This is a genomic window from Pseudomonas sp. COW5 (assembly GCF_026240005.1).
Lineage (GTDB): Bacteria > Pseudomonadota > Gammaproteobacteria > Pseudomonadales > Pseudomonadaceae > Aquipseudomonas > Aquipseudomonas kribbensis.
The window spans coordinates 2,374,438-2,394,900 of the sequence record NZ_JAPHVP010000001.1; the positions used below are offsets into that span (position 1 = coordinate 2,374,438).

Genomic DNA, 20,463 nt, shown 5'->3' on the forward strand with positions numbered 1-20,463 from the left:
CCTACTCCTTGGCGACGCGCTTCATGTCCGCATCCATCATCATGCGGATCAGAGTGTCCAGGTCGGTCTTCGGTTTCCAGCCCAGCACGCGCTGGGCCTTGGCCGGGTTGCCGAGCAGCACTTCGACTTCGGCCGGGCGGAAGAACGCCGGGTCGATTTTCACGTAGTCGCGGTAGTTGAGACCCACGTGATCGAAGGCGATGCGGCACATCTCGCGCACGGTGGTGGTCACGCCGGTGGCGACCACGAAGTCGTCAGGCTTGTCCTGTTGCAGCATCAGCCACATGGCTTCGACGTAATCGCCGGCAAAGCCCCAGTCGCGCTTGGCGTCGATGTTGCCCAGGGCCAGTTCCTGCTGTTTGCCCTGCTTGATCCGGGCGGCGGCGTCGGTGACCTTGCGGGTCACGAACTCGATGCCGCGCAGTGGCGATTCATGGTTGAACAGGATGCCGCTGCTGGCGTGCAGGTTGAAGCTTTCGCGGTAGTTGACGGTGATCCAGTGGCCATAGAGTTTGGCCACGCCGTAAGGGCTGCGCGGGTAGAACGGGGTGTTCTCGTCCTGTTGCTCGGCCTGGATCAGACCGAACATCTCGCTGGTCGATGCCTGATAGAAACGGGTGTGCGGGCTGAACTGGCGGATCGCTTCGAGCAGGTGAGTCACGCCCAGGCCATCGACAATGCCGGTGGTCACCGGTTGATCCCAGGACGCGGCGACGAAGCTTTGTGCGGCGAGGTTATACACCTCGTCCGGCGCCGACTTGATGACCGCGCGCTGTACCGAGCAGGCGTCGGCCATGTCGCCGTCCAGGTACACGATGTCGCCTTCAACGCCCATTTCCCGCAGACGCCAGCGCGAGTCGCTGCTGCGTCGCGCCACCAGGCCGTGAACCTTGTAGCCCTTGTCGAGCAACAGTCTGGCCAGATAGGCGCCATCCTGACCGGTGATCCCTGTGATCAATGCACTTTTTGTCATTCTTGTCGTACTCGCTTCTCCCAGTCGGACAGGATCGCCCGCAGGGATTGTTGTATAGAGATTTGCGGCGTCCATCCTGTGGTCCGGGCGAGCCGTTGATGGCTGCCGCAGACGCGACGCTGATCGGCGCGACGCATGCGCGCCGGATCCTGAACCAGTTGCAGCTCGACCTCGGCCAGGTCGCCCATCTGCTCGATGAGGCTGCGAATGCTTTGCTCATGACCCGAGCAAATGTTGTACACCTGTCCCGGCGTGCCTTTTTCCAGCAACGCGAAATAGGCCGAAACCACGTCGTCGACGTCGAGGAAGTCGCGGGTGACATCGATGTCGCCGACTTCCAGTTGCGGCGCTTGCAGCCCTTGTTTGATGCGGTTGATCTGCCGTGCGGCGCTGGCGATCACGAAGCTGTCTTTCTGCCCGGTACCGATGTGGTTGAACGGGCGCGCCACCAGCACCGGCCAACATTCGCTCAGGCCCCATTGCAGGCTGAGGAATTCGGCGGACAGTTTGCTCACGGCGTAGGGATTGCGCGGGCAGGGCGGCTGTTGCTCGGTGATCGGCAGTGCGGACTCTTCGACCTGACCGTACACGTCGCCGGAACTGACGTACAGGAACGGGCCCTTGAAACCTCTGGCCTTGAGCGCCTGCAACAGGTTCAGGGTGCCGAGCAGGTTGATGTCGAAGGTGCGGGCCGGGTCGCGAAACGCTTCGGGCACAAAGGTCTGGCCGGCCAGGTGAATGATGGCGTCAGGCAATTGCGGCCACAGGTCGACGAGGCTTTGCGGATCCGTCAGGTCATAAGGTGAAGCGGCAGGCAGCAGTTCCCACGCCGAATCATCGAGCATCAGACGCGACTGGATATGTTGTCCCACGAATCCGCTGAGACCCGTGATGAACAGACTTCTTTTCAAACAGCGACCCCTTGGTCTTTAACTCTCACCTTTTCCCACAGGCTTGAATGGGGAATGTCTGTCAGACCGTGTGTAAGTTTCGGTCGGAAGACGGGTGAAGTCGTTGTTGTATTTGTTTGGCTGCCAATCTGTGCCAATTGCGCAGCAATTTCAACCGACCAAACCGTGACCGGTCAGTTCTCGTCAGCGTAGCCCGGTTTTTCTCGCCGGGCGGTTCACGAATCCCGAACGGATGTGTTTAGAATGCCCCTCGTCGCGGTTTGCCGAGCGTTGCCGGAGTGGTAGCGCGGCACGGTGAAACTGACCACTAAAACAAGAACGACGACGTGCTTCGGGACACAGGACGATTGTCGGCCATGCCGACCCCATCCGATGCCTGGCCGTCATAGCGTGAGGCTGCCGGGATGGTGGCCGCACCGTGGGATGCCATGAATTTCATTCTCTACTCGGACGTCAACGACCGCTCCATCAGCCAGAGTCTCGGGCGTCCCGAATACAGCTATTACTTCGTGCTCAAGGCCTATCGTCCGGTGCTCGAAAGCCTGGGCCGGGTGCATGTGGTGTCCACCCGCGCCGAGGTCGATCCACTGTATCGACAGCTGCTCGCTGCCGGCGAAAGCAGTGTGTTCCTGTCCTTCACCCCGCCGCAGAATACCCCGACCGATCTCGAGTGCCCGACGATCTGCGTGATTGCCTGGGAGTTCGACTCCATCCCCGATGAGTCGTGGGACGGCGATCAGCGTCAGGACTGGACACAGATGCTCGCACGGCAAGGACGGGTCATCACGCTGTCGAGCCACACCGCCCGGGCGATCCGCCGGGCCATGGGCGAAGACTTTCCGGTGCTGGTATTGCCGACGCCGCTGTGGGAAAACTTCGCGGACATTCGTGAGCAACATGTCAGCGCACCGATCAACTCCGGAACCACCCTGGCGATCAAGGGCTGCATTTTTGACAGCCGCACGCTGGGACTCTCTGCCGATGACCTGCTGCCCAAACCGCTGACCGCCGAGCAACTGGCCGATATCGAGGCGCGCCGCCCGCCACCCCTGACACTCAAGCGTCGACTGGTCATTGCCCGTCATTACCTGCGTCTGTGGGCGTTGAACCCGAGTGATCAACCCGAGCCCATGGCCCGCGTGAAATACCTGCATCACGGCTACTGGGAAGGCTTTCGCGATCTGTTTTCGGACAAGGCCCATGCCTGGCTCGAACGGCGCCTGCCGAACATTGCAGGTCCCCATGAAGTGGCGGTGGACGAACCGCCGCTGGACCTGCCGGACACTTCAGCCGTGGTGGAAACCACCGTCGATGGCGTGGTCTACGTCACCGTGTTCAACCCCAAGGATGGCCGCAAGAACTGGCATCAACTGATCACTGCATTCTGCTGGGCCTTTCGCGAAACACCTGACGCGACGCTGGTGTTGAAGATCACCCAGAACGATCTGGCGTCCTACTACAGCGAACTGATGACCTTGCTGGCGCAACTGACGCCGTTCGCCTGCCGGGTGCTGGTGATGCATGGCTATCTGGATGATCCGCAATATGCGCGGCTTTACCAGGCCGCCAGTTTTTACGTCAACGCGTCACGCTGCGAAGGCCTGTGCCTGCCGTTGATGGAGTTCATGTCCAGCGGCAAACCGGTGATCGCTCCGGATCACACGGCGATGGAGGACTACATCGACGAGGCGGTGGCCTTCGTCGTCCAGTCCAGCGAAGAGCTGACGATCTGGCCCCAGGACACCCGCATCATCTACCGCACCCTGCGTCACCGGCCGGACTGGGGCTCGCTCAAAAGTGCCTACGAGAACAGTTACCGAATGGCCAAGGCACAGCCGCAGGACTATCGCCGAATGTCGGTCTCCGCTGTCGAGCGCATGCACGACTACTGCGCTTTCGCCCCGGTACAGCAGCGTCTGGCGGACTTCTTCGGCCTGTTGCCGGCGGCTGCCGATGACGCCCCCGTGACGGACAACGCCCCATGCTGATCATCATTCATTCGGAAACCAACCAGCACACCATCGCGCAGAACCTTGGCCGTTCCGAGTACAGCTATTACTTCGTGCTCAAGGAATACCGCCCGGTGCTCGAGCGCCTCGGGCAGGTGGTGGAAGTGACGGACCCGGCCCGCGAAGTCGATGCGCTGTACCTGGAATGCCTGGCCCGTGGCGAGCCGTGCGTGTTCCTGTCGTTCTCGCCGCCCCATCGCACGCCGATCCACCTGGCTTGCCCGACATTGCCGGTATTTGCCTGGGAATTCAGCACAATCCCCAACGAGCCTTTCGACGGCGAGCCACGCAACGACTGGCGCACGGTGCTGCGCGCCTGCGGTGCGGCAATCACGCACTCCAGCTACACGGTCAATGCGGTCCGCGAGGCCATGGGCGCCGACTACCCGATTGTCGCGGTACCGGCGCCGGTGTGGGACCGCTTTGCCGCCCGGGGCGCCCAGTTGCAAGACCAGCCCTCGACGGGGCCGGTGCGCCTGAAGATCAAGGGGCTGGTGGCCGACAGTCGCCAGCTGGATCTCGATGCCTTTGGCCCGAAGCATCTGCGCCGAGGCAAAGGCATCGACTTCGAGGCGCCGGTCCGCGAGCAAGAGTTGTTGCTGGACGGCGTGGTGTACACCTCGGTGTTCAACCCCGGCGACGGGCGCAAAAACTGGGAAGACATGCTCAGTGCGTTCTGTGTGACGTTCCGTGAGGTCGAAGACGCCACGCTGGTGCTCAAACTCACCCACCACGATGCCGAAGAAGCCCTCAGCGACATCCTTCACCATCTGTACAAGAACCGCTCCTACCGCTGCCGCATCGTGCTGATTTACGGCTACCTCGCGGACGCGGACTATGAGCGCCTGGTGCAGGCCACCCGCTACGTGGTGAACACGTCCTACGGCGAAGGCCAGTGCCTGCCGCTGATGGAATTCATGTCCTGCGGCAAGCCGGCAGTGGCGCCGCGCACCACGGCGATGATCGATTACCTGAGCGAAGACAATGCGTTTCTGGTCGAGTACACCGATGAACTCACCGCTTGGCCTCACGACCCGCGCAAAGCGTTTCGCACGCTGCGTTACATGACCAACTGGGCGTCGGTCTGCGTCGCCTATCGCAACAGCTACGAGGTGGCGAAACACCAGCCACAACGTTACGCGCAGATGTCGGCGCAAGCCGTCCTGAGCCTGCAAGGGTTTTGCAGTCAGGCTGTGGCCGAGCAGCGTTTGCGGGACTTTCTCGCGCAGCTGTTCGAGCATCGTGCAATGGCGGCGGTCGAGGCTTCCGGTTCATGATCCGCGCATTGATCAGACGCCTGCGCCCGGCGGCGCAACCCGCGCCAGTGCCGCTCCCTGAACCTGTCAGCGAGCGCGGTTCACCGCGGGATATCGGCTTGCTCGACGCGATCCTCGACGGCTGGTTTCGCGCTGACAGCGGCGAGTTGCTCAAAGGGTTCGCCATCGGTGCGGACGATACCTTGCTTGATGTCGGTTGCGGTGAGGGCGTGGCGACCCTGTTCGCGGTGCGTCAGGGTGCCTCGGTGATCTTCACCGACAGCGAGCTCGACAAGGTGCGTGAACTCGCCCGGCAGGTCGAGGCGCAATCGACCCGGACGAATCTGGGCCTGGTCAGCAACAGCCTGCCATTGCCGCTGGCCGATGGCTGCGCCAGCAAAGTGGTGTGCATGGAAGTGCTCGAGCATATCGACGAGCCCGAACCCTTCATGGCCGAACTGGTGCGCATGGGTTGCCCCGGCGCCCAGTACCTGCTGAGTGTCCCGGCCCCGGTGGGCGAGCATCTGCAAAAAGGTATCGCCCCCGCCAGTTACTACCAGTCGCCCAATCATGTGCAGATTTTCACCCCCGAGCGGTTTGCCGCGCTGGTGGAGGATGCCGGGCTGGTGATCGAGCATCGTCAGGTCAACGGCTTCTTCTGGGTGATGGGCATGATCTTCTTCTGGGCCAGCGAACGGGCGGCCGGTCGCGATCTGGAAGGCGCGGTGCGTGACCGGATCCAGGCGCCGTATCCGCCGCTGATGGAAAGCTGGGCGCGCACCTGGCAAGACCTGCTGGCGCTGCCCGACGGGCCGGCGATCAAGCAATTGCTCGATCAACTGATGCCCAAGAGTCAGGTGATCATCGCCCGCAAACCGCTGCAAACCGCTTCGTCCACCGCCGAACCTCTTTCTGGAGCCACCCCATGCTGAGCCTTTTGAAGAAACTCACGGCGACGACGCCTGCGCAGCCATCGCTGCCTGCGGCCGAGACGATCAACTCGTTCGACCTCGGCTTGCGCGACGCCATGCTCAGCGGCTGGTTCAACCACGAAACCGGCGAGCTGTACAAAGGCTTCCCGGTGTCCGCCGACGACACGGTGCTGGATGTCGGCTGTGGTGACGGCGGCAACATGCAGTTCTGCGGCATGCGTGGGGCGAAGCTGATCGTTGCCGACATCGACGCGGGCAAGATCGACGCTGCGCGCCAGCGCCTGGGCGAAACCACGGCGCAAAGCGTCGAGTGCCATGTCACCGACGGCAATCCGCTGCCGATTGCCGACAGCACCGCGACCCGCGTGGTATCCACCGAAGTACTTGAACACGTCGATGACCCGGCGCAGTTTCTCGCCGAGCTGGTGCGCGTTGGCCAACCGGGTGCGCTGTACCTGTTGAGCGTGCCGCACCCGAGCTCGGAAAACCTGCAGAAGGACATCGCCGCGCCGGCGTATTTCGAGCACCCCAACCACATTCGCATCATCAGCGAAGAGCAGTTCAAGGAGATGGTCAGCGAGTCGGGTCTGGAGATCATCAGCCACAGCCAGTACGGTTTTTACTGGTCGCTGTGGATGCTGCTGTTCTGGGACGCCAAGGTCGATCTGAGCAATCCGGATCACCCGCTGCTCAACCATTGGGCCGAGACGTGGCAGGCGGTACTCAACTCGCCGCGGGGTGCGCAGATCAAGGACGCGCTGGACGGTGTCGTGGCGAAAAGTCAGGTGATCATCGCTCGCAAGCCCTGATCCACGGGCTTTTGTGTAACCTTGCAGCCTTGTGTATTCGAAGGTTCGCAAAGGTATGCGGGTTATCGTGGGTCTGCCGGCACTGCTGGTTTCCTTGTTGTTGCTGGGCGCGTGCAATCAATCCGACGCGCCGGCGCTCGACCAGCAACTCTATGTCTGGCAACGCCAGTGGACGCAGGCCCATGAGGCTGCGCTCAACGACAGTCGCGCCGACTTCTCGACCCTGCGGGTGCTGGCGTTGCAGGCCTTTCCTCAGGTGGGCTGGAGCCGGGCGCGAATCGATCCGCAGTTGCTCAAGCGCGACGGGCGGCCGCTGATCGCGGTGATTCGCCTTGATGGCCAGCTCAAGGCGCTGGATCAGGAGCAGGTTACGGCGCAGATCCTCCAGGTCATCGCTATCTGGCAGAGCCAGGGACTCAAGCTGGCCGGAGTCGAGATCGACCACGATGCCGGCATCTCGCGGCTGCCGGCTTACGCTGACTTCCTGACTCAGCTGCGTGCTGCTTTGCCGTCATCACTTCCCTTGAGCATCACTGCGTTGCCGGCCTGGCTCGACAGCCCGCAACTGCCGGCGCTGCTGGCGACGGTCGACAGCAGCGTGTTGCAGGTGCATGCGGTCAGCGATCCGCGACGTGGACTGTTCGACCCTGAGCAGGCGCGCAACTGGGCGAAGCGCTGGGGGCGGGTCAGCGATAAACCCTTCTACCTGGCCCTGCCGGCCTACGGTGTGGCGCTGTTGCCGGACGACGGTGGCGCGCCAGTGGTGGAAAGCGAGGTGACGCTGGAGCGAAGCGGAGAACGGCGTGAATTGCTGGCCGATCCACAGCAATTGAGCCGACTCGCCACAGAGCTGCGCGAGGATAGGCCGGCGCACCTGGCCGGGCTGATCTGGTTCCGCCTGCCGCTGGCCAACGACCGCCGTGCCTGGAGCCTGACCACGTTGCGTGCGGTGGCCCGAGGCGATGCGCTGTCCAGCAGACTCGGCATGAGCTTCAAGGCGCAGGACGGCCTCTACGACATCACACTCGGCAACGCCGGCAACCTTGATAGCCCCTGGCCTGCGCGTTTGCGGGTAAAAGCCAGTGGCTGCGAAGGTGCCGATGCGCTGGCCGGTTATTCGTTGCAACAGACTGCGGATCTGCTTACCTTCACCCGCCTGCGCGACGGCCGATTGCCGGCGGGCGGGCAGCGTGCGATCGGTTGGGCACGTTGCGCAAATATTGATCAAGGAGGTTCGCATGTTGACCCGTAACTGGCCCCGCCATCTGCTTTGCCTGAGCCTCAGCCTGCCGCTGGAATCGGCGCTGGCCTGCGGCCCGGATTTTCCGATGCGTCTGCTCGACGATCGCGGGCAATCGCTGGCGGAACTGCCGGAGGGCAACTTCAGGTTCGAGATCAGTCGTCTCGGCAAAACCATTGCGGGGCTGAAGAACGTCACGGCGGTCACCTACAACCCGGACGACATTTATGGCGAACCGAAGGAGCCTGCTGAACTGCGCGAGAAGGCCGAGCAGCAGGGCCTGAGCGCGGAGCAGCAAGCGCTGGTCAAACAACTGCGCAGCCTCACCGATGCGCGTCAGGTCGAGGAGCAGGGCGCGAGCCTGCCGGCGGAGCTGCGTCTGTATGTGGCGGGCGCCGTGGCATTCGGCGCTGGCGATCATCAACTGGCGGTCGAGTATTTCCGCCAGTTGCTGGCGCTGCCGGCCGATCAGCGTCCGTTGCGCAGCACTTGGGCCGCTTATTCGCTGGGCCGGGCGTTCTATGCCATGAGCAGTGAAGCGGGCGATGCGCTCGAGGCGTTGGAAAACGCTATCGAAGCCTTCCGCCAGACGCGGCAATTGAGCATCGACGGTTTCAGCGATCCGCTGGAGCTGGGCGTGGCCAGCCTCGGCGAAGAAGCGCGAGCGCTGCGCACGGCGGGCAGTTGGGACAAGGCGATCGAACTCTACGCCACGCAAAATCTGCACGGTTCGAACGTCGGCTACACCTCGTTGAAGTTGTTGATGAACGATCTGGCTGAAGAACCCGAGGATCGACTGGAAAAGTTGCTGCGTGGCAAAGCCGTACAGCAATTGGTCACCGCATCGCTGATCAGCCGGATCGGCTGGTCGTTCGGCGATGAGCCGCCGAACGAGAAAAAACTGATCAAGGCGTTGCAGGAGAGCACCCGCGGCAGCCTCGATAACGCGGATCGCCTGGCGGCCATGAATTATCAACAGGGCGATTACGCCAGCGCCAAGGCGTTCCTCGAACACGCCGGCGACAGCGGCCTGGCGTGGTGGCTGCGGGCGAAACTGGCGGTGCGCGACGGTGATAAAAACGCCGCTGCAGCGGCTTATGCCAAAGCCGCGCAAGCCTTCCCGCAGGACGAGTCCTGGGGTGAACGGCGTACCGCCGACTGGAATCTTGAATCCCTTCAGCCTAAATGTCGGGTCGAAGGTGAAAGCGCGATTCTGGCGCTGCAACGTGGCGAGTATCTGCAGGCGTTCGATCAGTTGTATCGCAGCCAGAGCATTTACTGGTTCGACGCCGCGACCGTGGCCGAGCGGGTGCTGACGCTTGATGAGCTCAAGCAGTATGTCGATGCCAAGGTCCCGGCGCCGCCCGCGCTGAGCCAGCAGGATCGCGACAATTACGTGCCGCTGCCGGTGGCCGCGAGCCTGCGCAATCTGCTGGGGAGACGCTTGTTGCGTGAGGGTCACTACGAAGAAGCGGTCGGCTATTTCGACAACCCCGATCTGCAGCACAAGGCCCGGCTCTACGGCCAGCAACGGATGAAAGCCGATTCGGCGTGGTGGCCGACCAAGCGCGCCAGTGCGCTGTTCAATGCCGCATGGACGGCCCGCGAGTGGGGCATGGACATCCTGGGTTATGAAATGGCCCCGGATTACGCGACCTTCGGCGGCAACTACAGCCTGGAAACCACCGAGCTGAAGGTCGGGCCGCTGGTGAGCGAAGCCGAGGTGCAACGGCAGAAGGCCAGCGAAGCACAGCCGGATGAGCGCTATCACTACCGGTTCGTTGCCACGGCGCTGGCCAGTCGTGCGGCGGACAACCTGCCGCACACCAGCCAGGCATTCGCCGCCGTGCTGTGTTCGGCCGCCGGCTGGAACAGCAGCCTGGAAGAGCAAAGTGCGTTGTACAAGCGCTATGTCGATGAAGGGCCTTACGTTCCATGGGCTGTGGACTTCGGTCATCAGTGCCCGTATCCGGACTTCGAAAATGCCGACAAGCGCTATGTCACCCAGGTGACCGATTCGGTGCGCTCGACACTGCGTCCTTACAAGTGGCCGGTGATCGGTGTGATTGTCGCGTTCACGGCCGTTGCGTTGTTGCTGATTACCCGCCGTCAGCGCAAGGCCCGCAAAGCCTAAGCCTGCTGCACGAAGGTCAGGCGCACGGCAAAGCCGATCAACAGGCCGCCGAATAACCACTGCTGCACCCGTTGGGCCGTCGGGCTGTGTTTCAGCCAGCGGCCCAACGCCGTGCCGAGCAAGGCATAGGCGCTGTCGAACAGCAATCCTGCGGCCACCAGCATCGCGCCGAGCGCCGCAAATTGCGTCAGCACCGGTGCGCCATCCTCCACGATGAATTGCGGCAGCAGCACCGAGCAGAACAACAAGGCTTTCGGGTTGAGCAGGTTGGTCAGCAGGCCACGGCGGATCGCTGCGCGCCACTGACCAGGGCTGTCCGCTACGGTGCCGGCGTTCAGATCCGGCAGCAGTGTGGTGCGCAGGCATTGAATGCCGATCCACAGCAAGTACGCCGCCCCGGCCATCCGCACCGCATCGAACGTCCACGGCGCAGCCTTGAACAGCGCCGCCAGCCCCAACGCCGCCAGTGCTACATGACAGCCTCGGGCAACTGCCAGACCCACTGCTGTGGCGAGCGCTGCGCCGCGACCCTGACGGGCGCCGGTCTGCAACAGCAGGATCATGTCCGGACCGGGCAGCAGATAGACCACCGCCAAAGCCAGGAAAAACAGCCAGAGACTCGCCATGTCGCACCCCTTTCGTTGTCGATTCGGTGCAATCAGTCTATGACCGAGGGGCAGGGCAGGTGCTTGCGTAGTTGGCTTCTATAACCGTCAGGATTGGCATAACCTGCTTTCTTTTCGCGCTTAAACCATCAGGATCTGCCAACCATGAAACTCGACGCCTTTGATCGCAAGATTCTCGCCGCGCTGCAACGGGACGGGCGCCTGAGCAACGTGCAACTGGCGGACGAAATCGGTTTGTCCGCGTCGCCGTGTTTGCGCCGGGTACGGATGCTGGAGGAGGCCGGGGTGATTCGCGGCTATCAGGCGAACCTGGATCGCGATGAGGTGGGGCTGGGGCTGACGGTGTTTGTCGGAGTCAAAGTCGAGCGGCACAACGATGAACAGGCCGAGGCGTTTCACCGGGCGGTGACGGCGTTGCCGGAGGTGATTTCGGCGTTTCTGGTGTCCGGGGAATCGGACTTTCTGCTGCAAGTGGTGGTGTCGGATCTGCGCGCCTATGACCGTTTTTTAACCGGCTGTCTGCTGAAGTTGCCGGGGGTAAGCGACATTCGCAGCAATTTCGCGATTCACACGGTGAAGACCCCAGGAGCGCTGCCCCTGGGGCATCTGCCGTCCTGATACTTCCCGCATTGCGCGGGAAGTATCTTCAACGTGCTTACATCTGCGTCGCCATGCCCTCGACATTCATGGCCGCCTGACGCAGCGCCTCGGAGCGGGTCGGGTGAGGGTGGCAGGTCAGGGCGATGTCTTCGGCCGACGCGCTGAATTCCATGGCCACGCAGTACTCGCCGATCATTTCACTGACACTCGGGCCGACCAGATGCACGCCGAGGACTTCGTCGGTGTGCGCGTCGGCGAGGACTTTGGCAAAGCCTTCGGTTTCGTGATTGATCTTCGCCCGGCTGTTGGCGGTGAACGGGAATTTGCCGACCTTGTACGCCCGGCCTTCAGCCTTGAGCTGCTCCTCGGTCTTGCCGACGCTGGCCAGCTCCGGTTTGGTGTAGATCACGTTCGGGATCAGGTCGTAATTGACCTCGCCCGCCTTGCCGACGATCTGCTCGATGCAGGCCATGGCTTCGTCTTCGGCCTTGTGCGCCAGCATCGGCCCTGACGTGACATCGCCGATCACCCAGACGCCAGAAGCCTCGGTGCGATGGTGTTTGTTGGCAAGCATGCCGCGTTTGTCGGTGCTGAGGCCGACGTTCTCCAGCCCCAGGCCTTGTGTATAGGGGCGGCGGCCGATGGCGACCAGCACGTAATCGGCTTCCAGCAGTTCGGCGGTGCCACCTGCGGCCGGTTCGATGCTCAGTTGCACGCCGTTGGCGGAGGACGTAGCACTGGTGACTTTCGAACTCAGCTTAAAGCTGATGCCTTGTTTGCTCAGCGAACGTTGCAGGGTCTTGCCGGCCTCACCATCGACGCCGGGGCAGATGCGGTCGAGGTATTCCACCACCGTCACCTGCGCCCCGAGCCGCCGCCAGACCGAGCCGAGTTCGAGGCCGATCACGCCGGCTCCGATCACCACCAGATGTCTGGGCACTTCGCTCAAGGACAACGCGCCGGTGGAGTCGAGAATGCGTTGGTTGTCGATCGCCACGCCGGGCAGGGGAGTGGGCTCGGAACCGGTGGCAATGATGATGTCGGTGGCGGTCAGTTCGATCCGGCTGCCCTGATCGCCGGTCACGCTGACTTTTCCGGGGCCGTCGATATGGCCCCAGCCCTTGATCCAGTCGACCTTGTTCTTGCGAAACAGAAATTCGATGCCTTTGGTCAGGCCGGCGACGCTTTCATCCTTCTGCTTCATCATTTGCGCGAGGTTGAGCGTCGGTTTGACCTCGATGCCGAGGTTGGCGAATTCCGCGCCCATTGCCGCGTCGTACAGTTCGGACGCGTGCAACAACGCCTTGGACGGCATGCAACCGACGTTGAGGCAGGTGCCGCCCAGTGTGGCGCGGCCTTCCACGCAAGCGGCCTTGAGGCCCAACTGGCCGGCGCGGATCGCTGCGTTATAACCGCCGGGCCCACCGCCCAGAATCACTACGTCATAGTTGCTCATGCGCTTACTCCTGGCTGAAGAATGCGGATCGCTAAAAATTACGTACGTAATATGTGCGTTTCCGGACATTTCGGTCAAGGCTTCAGGAACGCGACAGGTTGAGCGACTTTGAATGGCGCAAATGAGTACAAATATTTCACTGCTTTCGTTATATCGTAACGAGTTAAGCAGTGAGCCAAGGGTTTTGGGGGGATATGCAAGTCGATCTGGACGTTGATGGCACGCAAGTGACCGGTTTGCCGCGCTTTCAGCAGGCGGCAGCCCAGGGTCGCCGATTGCGTCGGTTGGCCATGGGGCTCGGCGGGTTGGCCGTGGCCGGAGTGGTACTGGCGTTTTTTGTTGGCCTGTTCGCCTCGCAATCGTTGTGGCCGGCGCTGTTGGTCAATCTGAGTGCGGCGTTGCTGGTGTTGGTCGCCGGGTTGCAATCGGCGTGGTGGGTGACCGATTGGCGAGCCCGGGTGATCAACCCGGTGGTGCCGGTTACCGTCGAGGAAGAGACGCCCGGGCCGGACGGCTGGTACGAGCGACTGCTGGATCGGCTGAGCCGCCGCAGCCTGCATGTACTGGGGCAGATCGGTGCAGCGACATTATGGCTGGGCGGTCTGGCGCTGCTGGCGTTGCTTGGCATCGAGCAGGTGTGGAATCTCACTCTGCAACCGACTGCCGTGGGTTTGTCCGCTTCTGTCAGTGCGGCGATCGCGCTGCTGCTGGCGTTCGGTCTGCTGGTGCTGGAGCGGCAACTGGCTCAGGAAAACCCGGCGCAATGGCCCGAGGCCGGTGCGCTGGCGCAACTGACGCGCGTGACCATCATCAGCCTGGTACTGGGCGCGTTGTGCTTGTTGTTCGCCAGCGAGAGTTCGGTCTGGCCTGTGCGACTGGCGGTGCTGACCGGCATCCTGCCGGGGCTGGTCGCGCTGGAGTTGCTGCTGCGTGCGGTGCTGTCGCTGTTCAGTCCGCGCCGTGAACAGCTCGAACCGGTCTTGCTGGCCCGCAGTTTCGTTGCTGATCTGCTGCGTTGGCCACCGCAACCGCTGCTCGCGTTGCAGTACGAATTGCACAACCGCTTCGGTATCGACCTGCGGCAGATCTGGGCCTTCAGCTACATGCGCCGCGCGTTCCTGCCAGTGTTGGTGCTGGTGGCGGCGGTGGGCTGGTTGCTCACCGGCATTCATGAAATCCCGCTGCAAAGTCGTGGCATCTACGAGCGCTTCGGCAAACCGGTGCAGGTCTTCGGCCCGGGTTTGCATGCCGGTCTGCCGTGGCCGTTGGGCCGGGTGTTGAGTGTGGAGAACGGCGTGGTGCACGAATTGGCGACCAGCGTCGGCGAGAACCCGGCGCCGGTTCAGCCGGATCCGGCGGAAGGTCCGGCCCCGATTACCGCCAACCGCTTGTGGGATGCCAGCCACGTCAACGACAAATCCCAGGTCATCGCCAGCAGCCGTGGCGAGCAACAGAGCTTCCAGATCGTCAACATGGATGTGCGTTTCGTCTATCGCATCGGCCTCAGCGATCAAGCGGCATTGGCCGCGACTTACAACAGCGCGGATGTGCCGACGCTGATCCGCAGTACCGCGAGCCGGATACTGGTCCACGATTTTGCCTCGCGCACCCTCGACGGTTTGTTGGGGCAGGACAGGGTTGGGCTGGCTGACGAGATCGGCCGAGCCGTGCAAAGCGATTTGCAGAAACTCGACAGCGGCGTAGAGATTCTTGCCACGGTCGTTGAGGCGATTCATCCACCGGCTGGCGCGGCCAACGCGTATCACAGCGTGCAAGCGGCGCAGATTGGAGCTCAGGCGCTGATCTCTCGCGAGCGCGGCGCGGCGGCCGAAGCGAGCAATCAGGCGCAGTTGCAGGCCAGCCTCGCGCGCGACCAAGCCACCGCCAATGCCCACGAAACCAGCTCGACCGCCCGCGCGGCGGATCTGAAATTCAGCGCCGAGCAAAAAGCCTATGCCAGCGCCGGCCAGGCCTTCGTGCTGGAGCAATATCTCAGTCAGCTCAGTCAGGGACTGGGCAAAGCCAAACTGTTGGTGCTCGACCATCGTCTGGGCGGCAGCAGCAACTCGCCGACCATCGACCTGCGTACGTTCACGCTGCCGGCTGACCCGTCGCCGGCGCGCACCACCGCTCAACCAGGAGCCACTCATTGAGCCAGTCGCATACTCACGATCACCATGACCACAGCGGTCACGACCATGCTCATGGCGGTCACCACCATCACGGGCATCACCACCACCATCACGGCGCGCCGGAAGAGGCGGGGCCATTCCCGTGGCGACGCATGGGCTGGGCCGTGTTGCTGGTGGCGTTTGCCATTGCAGCGGCCAGTCTGGTGCAGGTGCGCTCCGGTGAAGCCACGGTCATTACCCGCTTCGGCAACCCGTCCCGGGTGTTGCTGGATCCAGGTCTGAGCTGGCGCTGGCCGGCGCCGTTCGAAGCGGCAATCCCGGTGGATCTGCGCCTGCGCACCACATCGAGCGGTTTGCAGGACGTCGGCACCCGCGACGGTTTGCGCATCATCGTGCAAGCGTATGTCGCGTGGCAGGTGCAGGGTGATGCGGACAACGTCCAGCGTTTCATGCGTGCGGTGCAGAACCAGCCGGACGAAGCGGCGCGGCAGATTCGCACCTTCGTCGGCTCGGCACTGGAGACCACCGCCAGCAGTTTCGATCTGGCCAATCTGGTGAACACCGATGCCAGTCAGGTGCACATCGCCGATTTCGAAGCGCAGTTGCGTCAGCAGATCGATCAGCAATTGCTCGCCACTTACGGCGTGCGCGTGGTGCAAGTGGGCATCGAGCGATTGACCTTGCCGTCGGTGACGCTCACCGCAACGGTTGACCGGATGCGCGCCGAGCGTGAAACCATCGCCACCGAACGCACTGCCATCGGCAAGCGTGAAGCGGCGCAAATTCGTTCTGGCGCCGAGCGTGATGCCCGAATTGTGCAGGCCGACGCCACGGTAAAAGCAGCCGAAATCGAAGCGCAATCGCGAGTCGAAGCCGCGCAGATTTATGGTCGCGCTTATGCCGGATCGCCACAGCTGTACAACCTGCTGCGCTCGCTAGACACCCTCGGCACCATCGTTACGCCCGACACCAAGTTGATCTTGCGCACCGACGCCGCGCCATTCCGTGTGTTGGTGGACGGCCCGCCGACTCTGGAAAGCAAGACCGGAACGCAGCCATGAGTGAAGTTCCACGTGGAACAAATTCGTTGAACAGTCCGTGGATTCAGGCGGGACGTCTGGCGTTTTTTGCACTGTACGCGGTAACGGTGCTGGCGGCGTTGGCCTGGGCGTTTTCCAATGTGCGGCAGATCGATCCGCAGAATCGCGCAGTAGTCATGCATTTCGGCGCACTGGATCGCATCCAGAATGCCGGGTTGTTATTGGCCTGGCCGCAGCCGTTCGAACAGGTTGTTTTGCTGCCGGCGGCAGATCGTGTCATCGAGCGTCGCGTGGAAAACCTGCTGCGCAGTCCCGCTGCAATACAGGCAGATCGCGTCGCGACATTCGCCACGCCAATCAGCGATGCACTGGCCGGTTCCGGCTATTTGCTCACCGGTGATGCCGGTGTGGTGCAGCTGGATGTGCGGGTGTTCTACAAGGTCACCGATCCTTATGACTTTGTGCTGCAAGGCGATCATGTGTTGCCGGCACTGGATCGGCTGGTGACCCGCAGCGCGGTGGCCCTGACAGCGGCGCGGGATCTGGACACCATTCTGGTGGCGCGACCGGAACTGATCGGCGCCGACAATCAAGCCGCTGAACGACGCGAACGCTTGCGCGGTGATCTGGTGCAAGGCATCAATCGCCGCTTGGCTGAATTGAAGGCAAGCGGGCAGGGCATCGGTATTGAAGTGGCGCGGGTCGATGTGCAATCGAGTCTGCCAGAGCCTGCGGTCGGTGCGTTCAATGCCGTGCTGACCGCCAGCCAACAGGCTGACAAAGCGGTGGCCAATGCCCGCACCGACGCTGAAAAAATCACCCAGACCGCCAACGAACTGGCCGACCGCACCTTGCAGGTCGCCCATGCCCAGGCCGGTGAGCGGTTGGCAAAAGCCTCCGCCGATACCGCGACCGTCATGAGTCTGGCCCAGGCCCGACAACAGGGCACCGACCCGCAAATGCTGTTGCGCCTGTACCGCGAGCGGATACCGAAGATTCTCGGCCAGGCCGGTTCGGTCACCACGGTCGATCCGAAAGACGATTCCCGCCTGATCATTCAGGGAGCCAGTAAATGACCGCCACTACCGCCGCACCGAGCCTGTTGTCCTCGGCTGAGCAACGTCGCGCTGCACGCCAGTTGACCCTGGCGATGCTCGCCCTCGGCCTGCTCGGGCTCGGTTTGATCTGGCGCTGGTTGATGCCGGAACAAACCGGGGTCAGTCAGTTGCTGCTCGGTTTTGCTTCCTTATTGGTGGCGGTACCGGTGATGCGTTCGGCTTGGTTCAGCCTGCGTTATCCGAGTCTGCACGGCATCACCGACCAGTTGATCGCATTGGCGATGCTCGGTGCCTGGGCTACTGGTGATCTGCTGACCGCCGCGCTCTTGCCGATCATCATGATCTTCGGCCATGTGTTGGAGGAGCGCAGCGTGATTGGCTCGCAGGAGGCGATTCACGCGTTGGGCCAGCTCACTCGCAGTCATGCTCGGAAAATCCAGGCGGACGGCACAGTCATCGAAGTCGATAACGGCACGCTCAAGGCTGGCGACACCGTTGAAGTCCGGGCTGGCGATCGGGTGCCGGCGGATGGCCGCGTGTTGTCTGGCCAGGCCAGCCTCGACACCGCCTCGATCACCGGTGAGTCGGTGCCGGTTGAGGCGGGCGTCGGAATGACCGTGTTCGGCGGGGCGATCAACCTCGATGGCCTGCTGCGTATCGAGGTGACCCGCACCGGCGATGAATCGACCTTGGGCAAAGTCATCGCCCTGATGCAGAACGCCGAGCGCTCCAAGCCGCCGATCACCCGGCTGCTGGAACGTTATGCCGGCAGCTACATGGTGCTGGTGTTGCTGCTCGCGGCGGTAACCTGGTTTGTGACCAACGATGCACAGGCAATGTTGGCGGTGCTGGTTGCAGCCTGTCCTTGTGCGCTGGTGTTGTCCGCACCGGCCACGGCGATTGCCGGCGTGGCGGTCGCGGCGCGGCACGGGATTCTGATCCGTAGTTCGGCGTTCCTTGAAGAACTGGCCGACCTCACATCGTTGGTGGTCGACAAGACCGGCACGCTCACTTACGGCACGTTGCGTTTGCAGTCGATCAACAGCGCGCAGGCGGATCACGATTCGGTGATGGCACTGGCCGCCAGTCTCGGTGCTGCCAGCAGTCACCCGGTCAGTCGTGCATTGGCCGGACTGGTTCACGCGGACAACGTGCTGGTGCTGACCGACATTCACGAACGCCAAGGTCTGGGTGTGGTGGCCAAAACCGAGCAGGGTGAAGCTGCACTCGGGCGTCCGGAGCTGTTTGCGCAGTTGGGGATCCCGACCACAACGATTCCCGATCACGACGGCCCGATTGCCGGCCTGGCGTTGAACGGTGAATTCCTCGCCTGGCTGTTGCTGGCCGACAGCGTCAAACCGGAAGCACGCTTCGCCTTGAGCGAACTGCGAGAGCTGGGCCTCGGTCGGCAACTGTTGCTGACCGGCGACCGTCAAAGCGTGGCGCAGACCTTGGCCCGGGATGTCGGTCTGCATGAAGTCGAAGCCCAGGCGTTGCCCGAAGACAAACTCAATCGCGTGTTGAAGGAAATCGACAACGGTTTCCGGCCGATGGTGGTCGGTGACGGCATCAATGATTCGCTGGCACTCAAGGCCGGGGTAGTAGGTGTTGCGATGGGTGCGGGCGGTGCAGACATCGCATTGGCGTCCGCCGACATCGTGCTGATCGGCAGCGACTTGCGCCGTCTCGGCACCTGTGTGCGCCTGAGTCGCCAATGCCGGCGCACGCTGCAAGTGAACGTGATCATCGGTCTCGGCTGGACGCTGGCCATCGTCGTGTTCGCCGCGTTCGGTTGGCTGGGTGCCGCCGGCGCGATGATCGCTGCGCTCCTGCACAACCTCAGCACATTGCTGGTGTTGGGCAATGCCGGTCGCTTGTTGCGATTCCAAGAGCCGCTGCTGAAGCTGAACGAGCAGAACTGATCATTTTTCGAACTGTGCGCCGGTCTTGAAGTCTTCTGAGAAGGCGCACTGCAGCATGGAGATCGGTGCCGTTACGGCCGTTTTGGCTGATAGGTGGCGACTATCGAATCGATAGCCTGCTAATTTTCAAGGATGGTCTACCCTCAGATCAGACGTCTGAAACCAGGGGGATATTCCATGCTCGCGCAACTTCCACCGGCCTTACAGAATCTGCAGCTTCCGCTTCGCCTGCGACTCTGGGACGGCCATGAATTCAACCTGGGCCCGACGCCCAGCGTCACCATCGTGGTCAAGGACCCGTTGATGGTGTCCCAGTTGACCCATCCAAGTCTCGACGCGCTGGGGGCGGCGTTCGTCGAGGGCAAACTCGAACTCGAGGGCTCGATCAGCGAGGTCATCCGGGTTTGCGACGAATTGAGTACGGCGTTGCTCGATGAAGATGAAGACAGTCAGCCGGTGCGAACCGTGCACGACAAGGAAACCGACGCCAAAGCCATTTCCTATCACTACGACCTGTCCAACGCGTTCTATCAGCTCTGGCTGGACAGCGACATGGCGTATTCCTGCGCCTATTTCGAAACCGGCAGCGAAACCCTGGAGCAGGCGCAACAGGCCAAGTTCCGGCACCTGTGTCGCAAGCTGCGTCTGCAGCCGGGCGATTACCTGCTGGATGTCGGCTGCGGCTGGGGCGGTCTGGCGCGTTATGCCGCCCGTGAGTTTGGTGCCAAGGTGTTCGGTATCACCCTGAGCAAGGAACAACTGGCGCTGGCTCGTGAGCGGGTCAAGGCTGAAGGCCTGGAAGACCAGGTCGAACTGCAACTGCTCGATTACCGTGACCTGCCGCAGGACGGTCGTTTCGACAAAGTGGTCAGCGTCGGCATGTTCGAGCACGTGGGCCACGCCAACCTGGCCGAGTACTGCAAGACCCTGTTCGGCGCGGTGAAAGAGGGCGGTCTGGTGATGAACCACGGCATCACCGCCAAGCACACCGATGGCCGTCCGGTAGGACGCGGTGCCGGCGATTTCATCGAAAAATACGTGTTCCCCAACGGCGAGCTGCCGCACCTGGCGATGATCTCGGCCGAGATCAGCGAGGCCGGTCTGGAGATCGTCGATGTCGAGAGCCTGCGCCTGCACTACGCGCGCACGCTGGACCACTGGAGCGAACGGCTGGAGGACAACCTTGAAGCGGCCGGCAAACTGGTGCCGGATCAGGCCCTGCGTATCTGGCGTCTGTACCTGGCCGGTTGCGCCTACGCGTTTGCCCGGGGCTGGATCAACCTGCACCAGATTCTCGCGGTGAAGGCCCACGCCGACGGCAGCCATGAACTGCCGTGGACCCGTGACGACATCTACAACCCTTGA

At 62.6% G+C, this 20,463-nt stretch carries 16 protein-coding genes; 12 read left to right on the forward strand and 4 right to left on the reverse strand.

Annotated features, from left to right (window positions below; all coding sequences use genetic code 11):
• Position 1 precedes the first annotated feature (1 nt).
• Complete coding sequence (gene gmd / locus OQ248_RS10730; protein ID WP_085708757.1) at positions 2-973, reverse strand: GDP-mannose 4,6-dehydratase; 972 nt, start codon at positions 971-973, stop codon at positions 2-4.
• On the reverse strand, positions 970-1,884 hold the full coding sequence (locus tag OQ248_RS10735; RefSeq protein WP_265812812.1) for a GDP-mannose 4,6-dehydratase: 915 nt from the start codon (positions 1,882-1,884) through the stop codon (positions 970-972). The genes gmd and OQ248_RS10735 overlap by 4 nt, the downstream gene beginning before the upstream one ends.
• A gap of 428 nt (positions 1,885-2,312) precedes the next feature.
• On the opposite strand from OQ248_RS10735, the gene OQ248_RS10740 reads away from it, so the two are divergent.
• Genes OQ248_RS10740 through OQ248_RS10765 form a run of 6 tightly spaced genes read left to right on the forward strand, consistent with a single transcriptional unit; the run spans position 2,313 to position 10,264 of the window.
• Positions 2,313-3,872, forward strand: coding sequence for a glycosyltransferase (locus OQ248_RS10740; protein WP_265812813.1), 1,560 nt, complete (start codon positions 2,313-2,315; stop codon positions 3,870-3,872).
• Complete coding sequence (locus OQ248_RS10745) at positions 3,866-5,170, forward strand: glycosyltransferase (protein ID WP_265812814.1); 1,305 nt, start codon at positions 3,866-3,868, stop codon at positions 5,168-5,170. The genes OQ248_RS10740 and OQ248_RS10745 overlap by 7 nt, the downstream gene beginning before the upstream one ends.
• Positions 5,167-6,081 (forward strand): class I SAM-dependent methyltransferase, encoded by a 915-nt coding sequence (locus tag OQ248_RS10750; protein WP_265812815.1) that lies wholly within the window; start codon positions 5,167-5,169, stop codon positions 6,079-6,081. The genes OQ248_RS10745 and OQ248_RS10750 overlap by 4 nt, the downstream gene beginning before the upstream one ends.
• Positions 6,075-6,890: a class I SAM-dependent methyltransferase gene (locus OQ248_RS10755; protein WP_265812816.1), complete on the forward strand. Its 816-nt coding sequence runs from the start codon at positions 6,075-6,077 to the stop codon at positions 6,888-6,890. Before OQ248_RS10750 ends, OQ248_RS10755 begins: the two co-directional genes overlap by 7 nt.
• Before the next feature lie 55 nt (positions 6,891-6,945).
• Complete coding sequence (locus OQ248_RS10760; RefSeq protein WP_265812817.1) at positions 6,946-8,142, forward strand: DUF3142 domain-containing protein; 1,197 nt, start codon at positions 6,946-6,948, stop codon at positions 8,140-8,142.
• Positions 8,129-10,264 (forward strand): hypothetical protein, encoded by a 2,136-nt coding sequence (locus OQ248_RS10765; RefSeq protein WP_265812818.1) that lies wholly within the window; start codon positions 8,129-8,131, stop codon positions 10,262-10,264. The genes OQ248_RS10760 and OQ248_RS10765 overlap by 14 nt, the downstream gene beginning before the upstream one ends.
• On the opposite strand, the gene OQ248_RS10770 is transcribed toward OQ248_RS10765, so the two are convergent.
• Positions 10,261-10,890: a LysE family translocator gene (locus OQ248_RS10770; protein WP_265812819.1), complete on the reverse strand. Its 630-nt coding sequence runs from the start codon at positions 10,888-10,890 to the stop codon at positions 10,261-10,263. The genes OQ248_RS10765 and OQ248_RS10770 overlap by 4 nt on opposite strands.
• 144 nt (positions 10,891-11,034) lie before the next feature.
• On the opposite strand from OQ248_RS10770, the gene OQ248_RS10775 reads away from it, so the two are divergent.
• Positions 11,035-11,508, forward strand: coding sequence for an Lrp/AsnC family transcriptional regulator (locus OQ248_RS10775; protein ID WP_265812820.1), 474 nt, complete (start codon positions 11,035-11,037; stop codon positions 11,506-11,508).
• Between the two features lie 37 nt (positions 11,509-11,545).
• Here the strand turns inward: OQ248_RS10775 and lpdA are convergent, their stop codons facing one another.
• Entirely contained in the window at positions 11,546-12,946 is a 1,401-nt protein-coding gene (gene lpdA / locus OQ248_RS10780; protein WP_265812821.1) for a dihydrolipoyl dehydrogenase, read from the reverse strand.
• 194 nt (positions 12,947-13,140) lie between these two features.
• Here lpdA and OQ248_RS10785 point away from each other — a divergent pair, with 194 nt between their 5' ends.
• From OQ248_RS10785 to cfaB, 5 genes are all read left to right on the forward strand, one after another.
• Positions 13,141-15,099, forward strand: a complete 1,959-nt coding sequence (locus OQ248_RS10785) for a protease modulator HflK (RefSeq protein ID WP_265815085.1) — start codon at positions 13,141-13,143, stop codon at positions 15,097-15,099.
• Complete coding sequence (locus OQ248_RS10790) at positions 15,096-16,139, forward strand: protease modulator HflC (protein WP_265812822.1); 1,044 nt, start codon at positions 15,096-15,098, stop codon at positions 16,137-16,139. The genes OQ248_RS10785 and OQ248_RS10790 overlap by 4 nt, the downstream gene beginning before the upstream one ends.
• Complete coding sequence (locus OQ248_RS10795; RefSeq protein ID WP_265812823.1) at positions 16,136-17,194, forward strand: protease modulator HflK; 1,059 nt, start codon at positions 16,136-16,138, stop codon at positions 17,192-17,194. Before OQ248_RS10790 ends, OQ248_RS10795 begins: the two co-directional genes overlap by 4 nt.
• A complete protein-coding gene (locus tag OQ248_RS10800; RefSeq protein WP_265812824.1) occupies positions 17,191-19,098 on the forward strand; it encodes a heavy metal translocating P-type ATPase in 1,908 nt (635 codons plus the stop codon). Before OQ248_RS10795 ends, OQ248_RS10800 begins: the two co-directional genes overlap by 4 nt.
• Before the next feature lie 177 nt (positions 19,099-19,275).
• Positions 19,276-20,463: a C17 cyclopropane fatty acid synthase CfaB gene (cfaB, locus tag OQ248_RS10805; protein WP_085708771.1), complete on the forward strand. Its 1,188-nt coding sequence runs from the start codon at positions 19,276-19,278 to the stop codon at positions 20,461-20,463.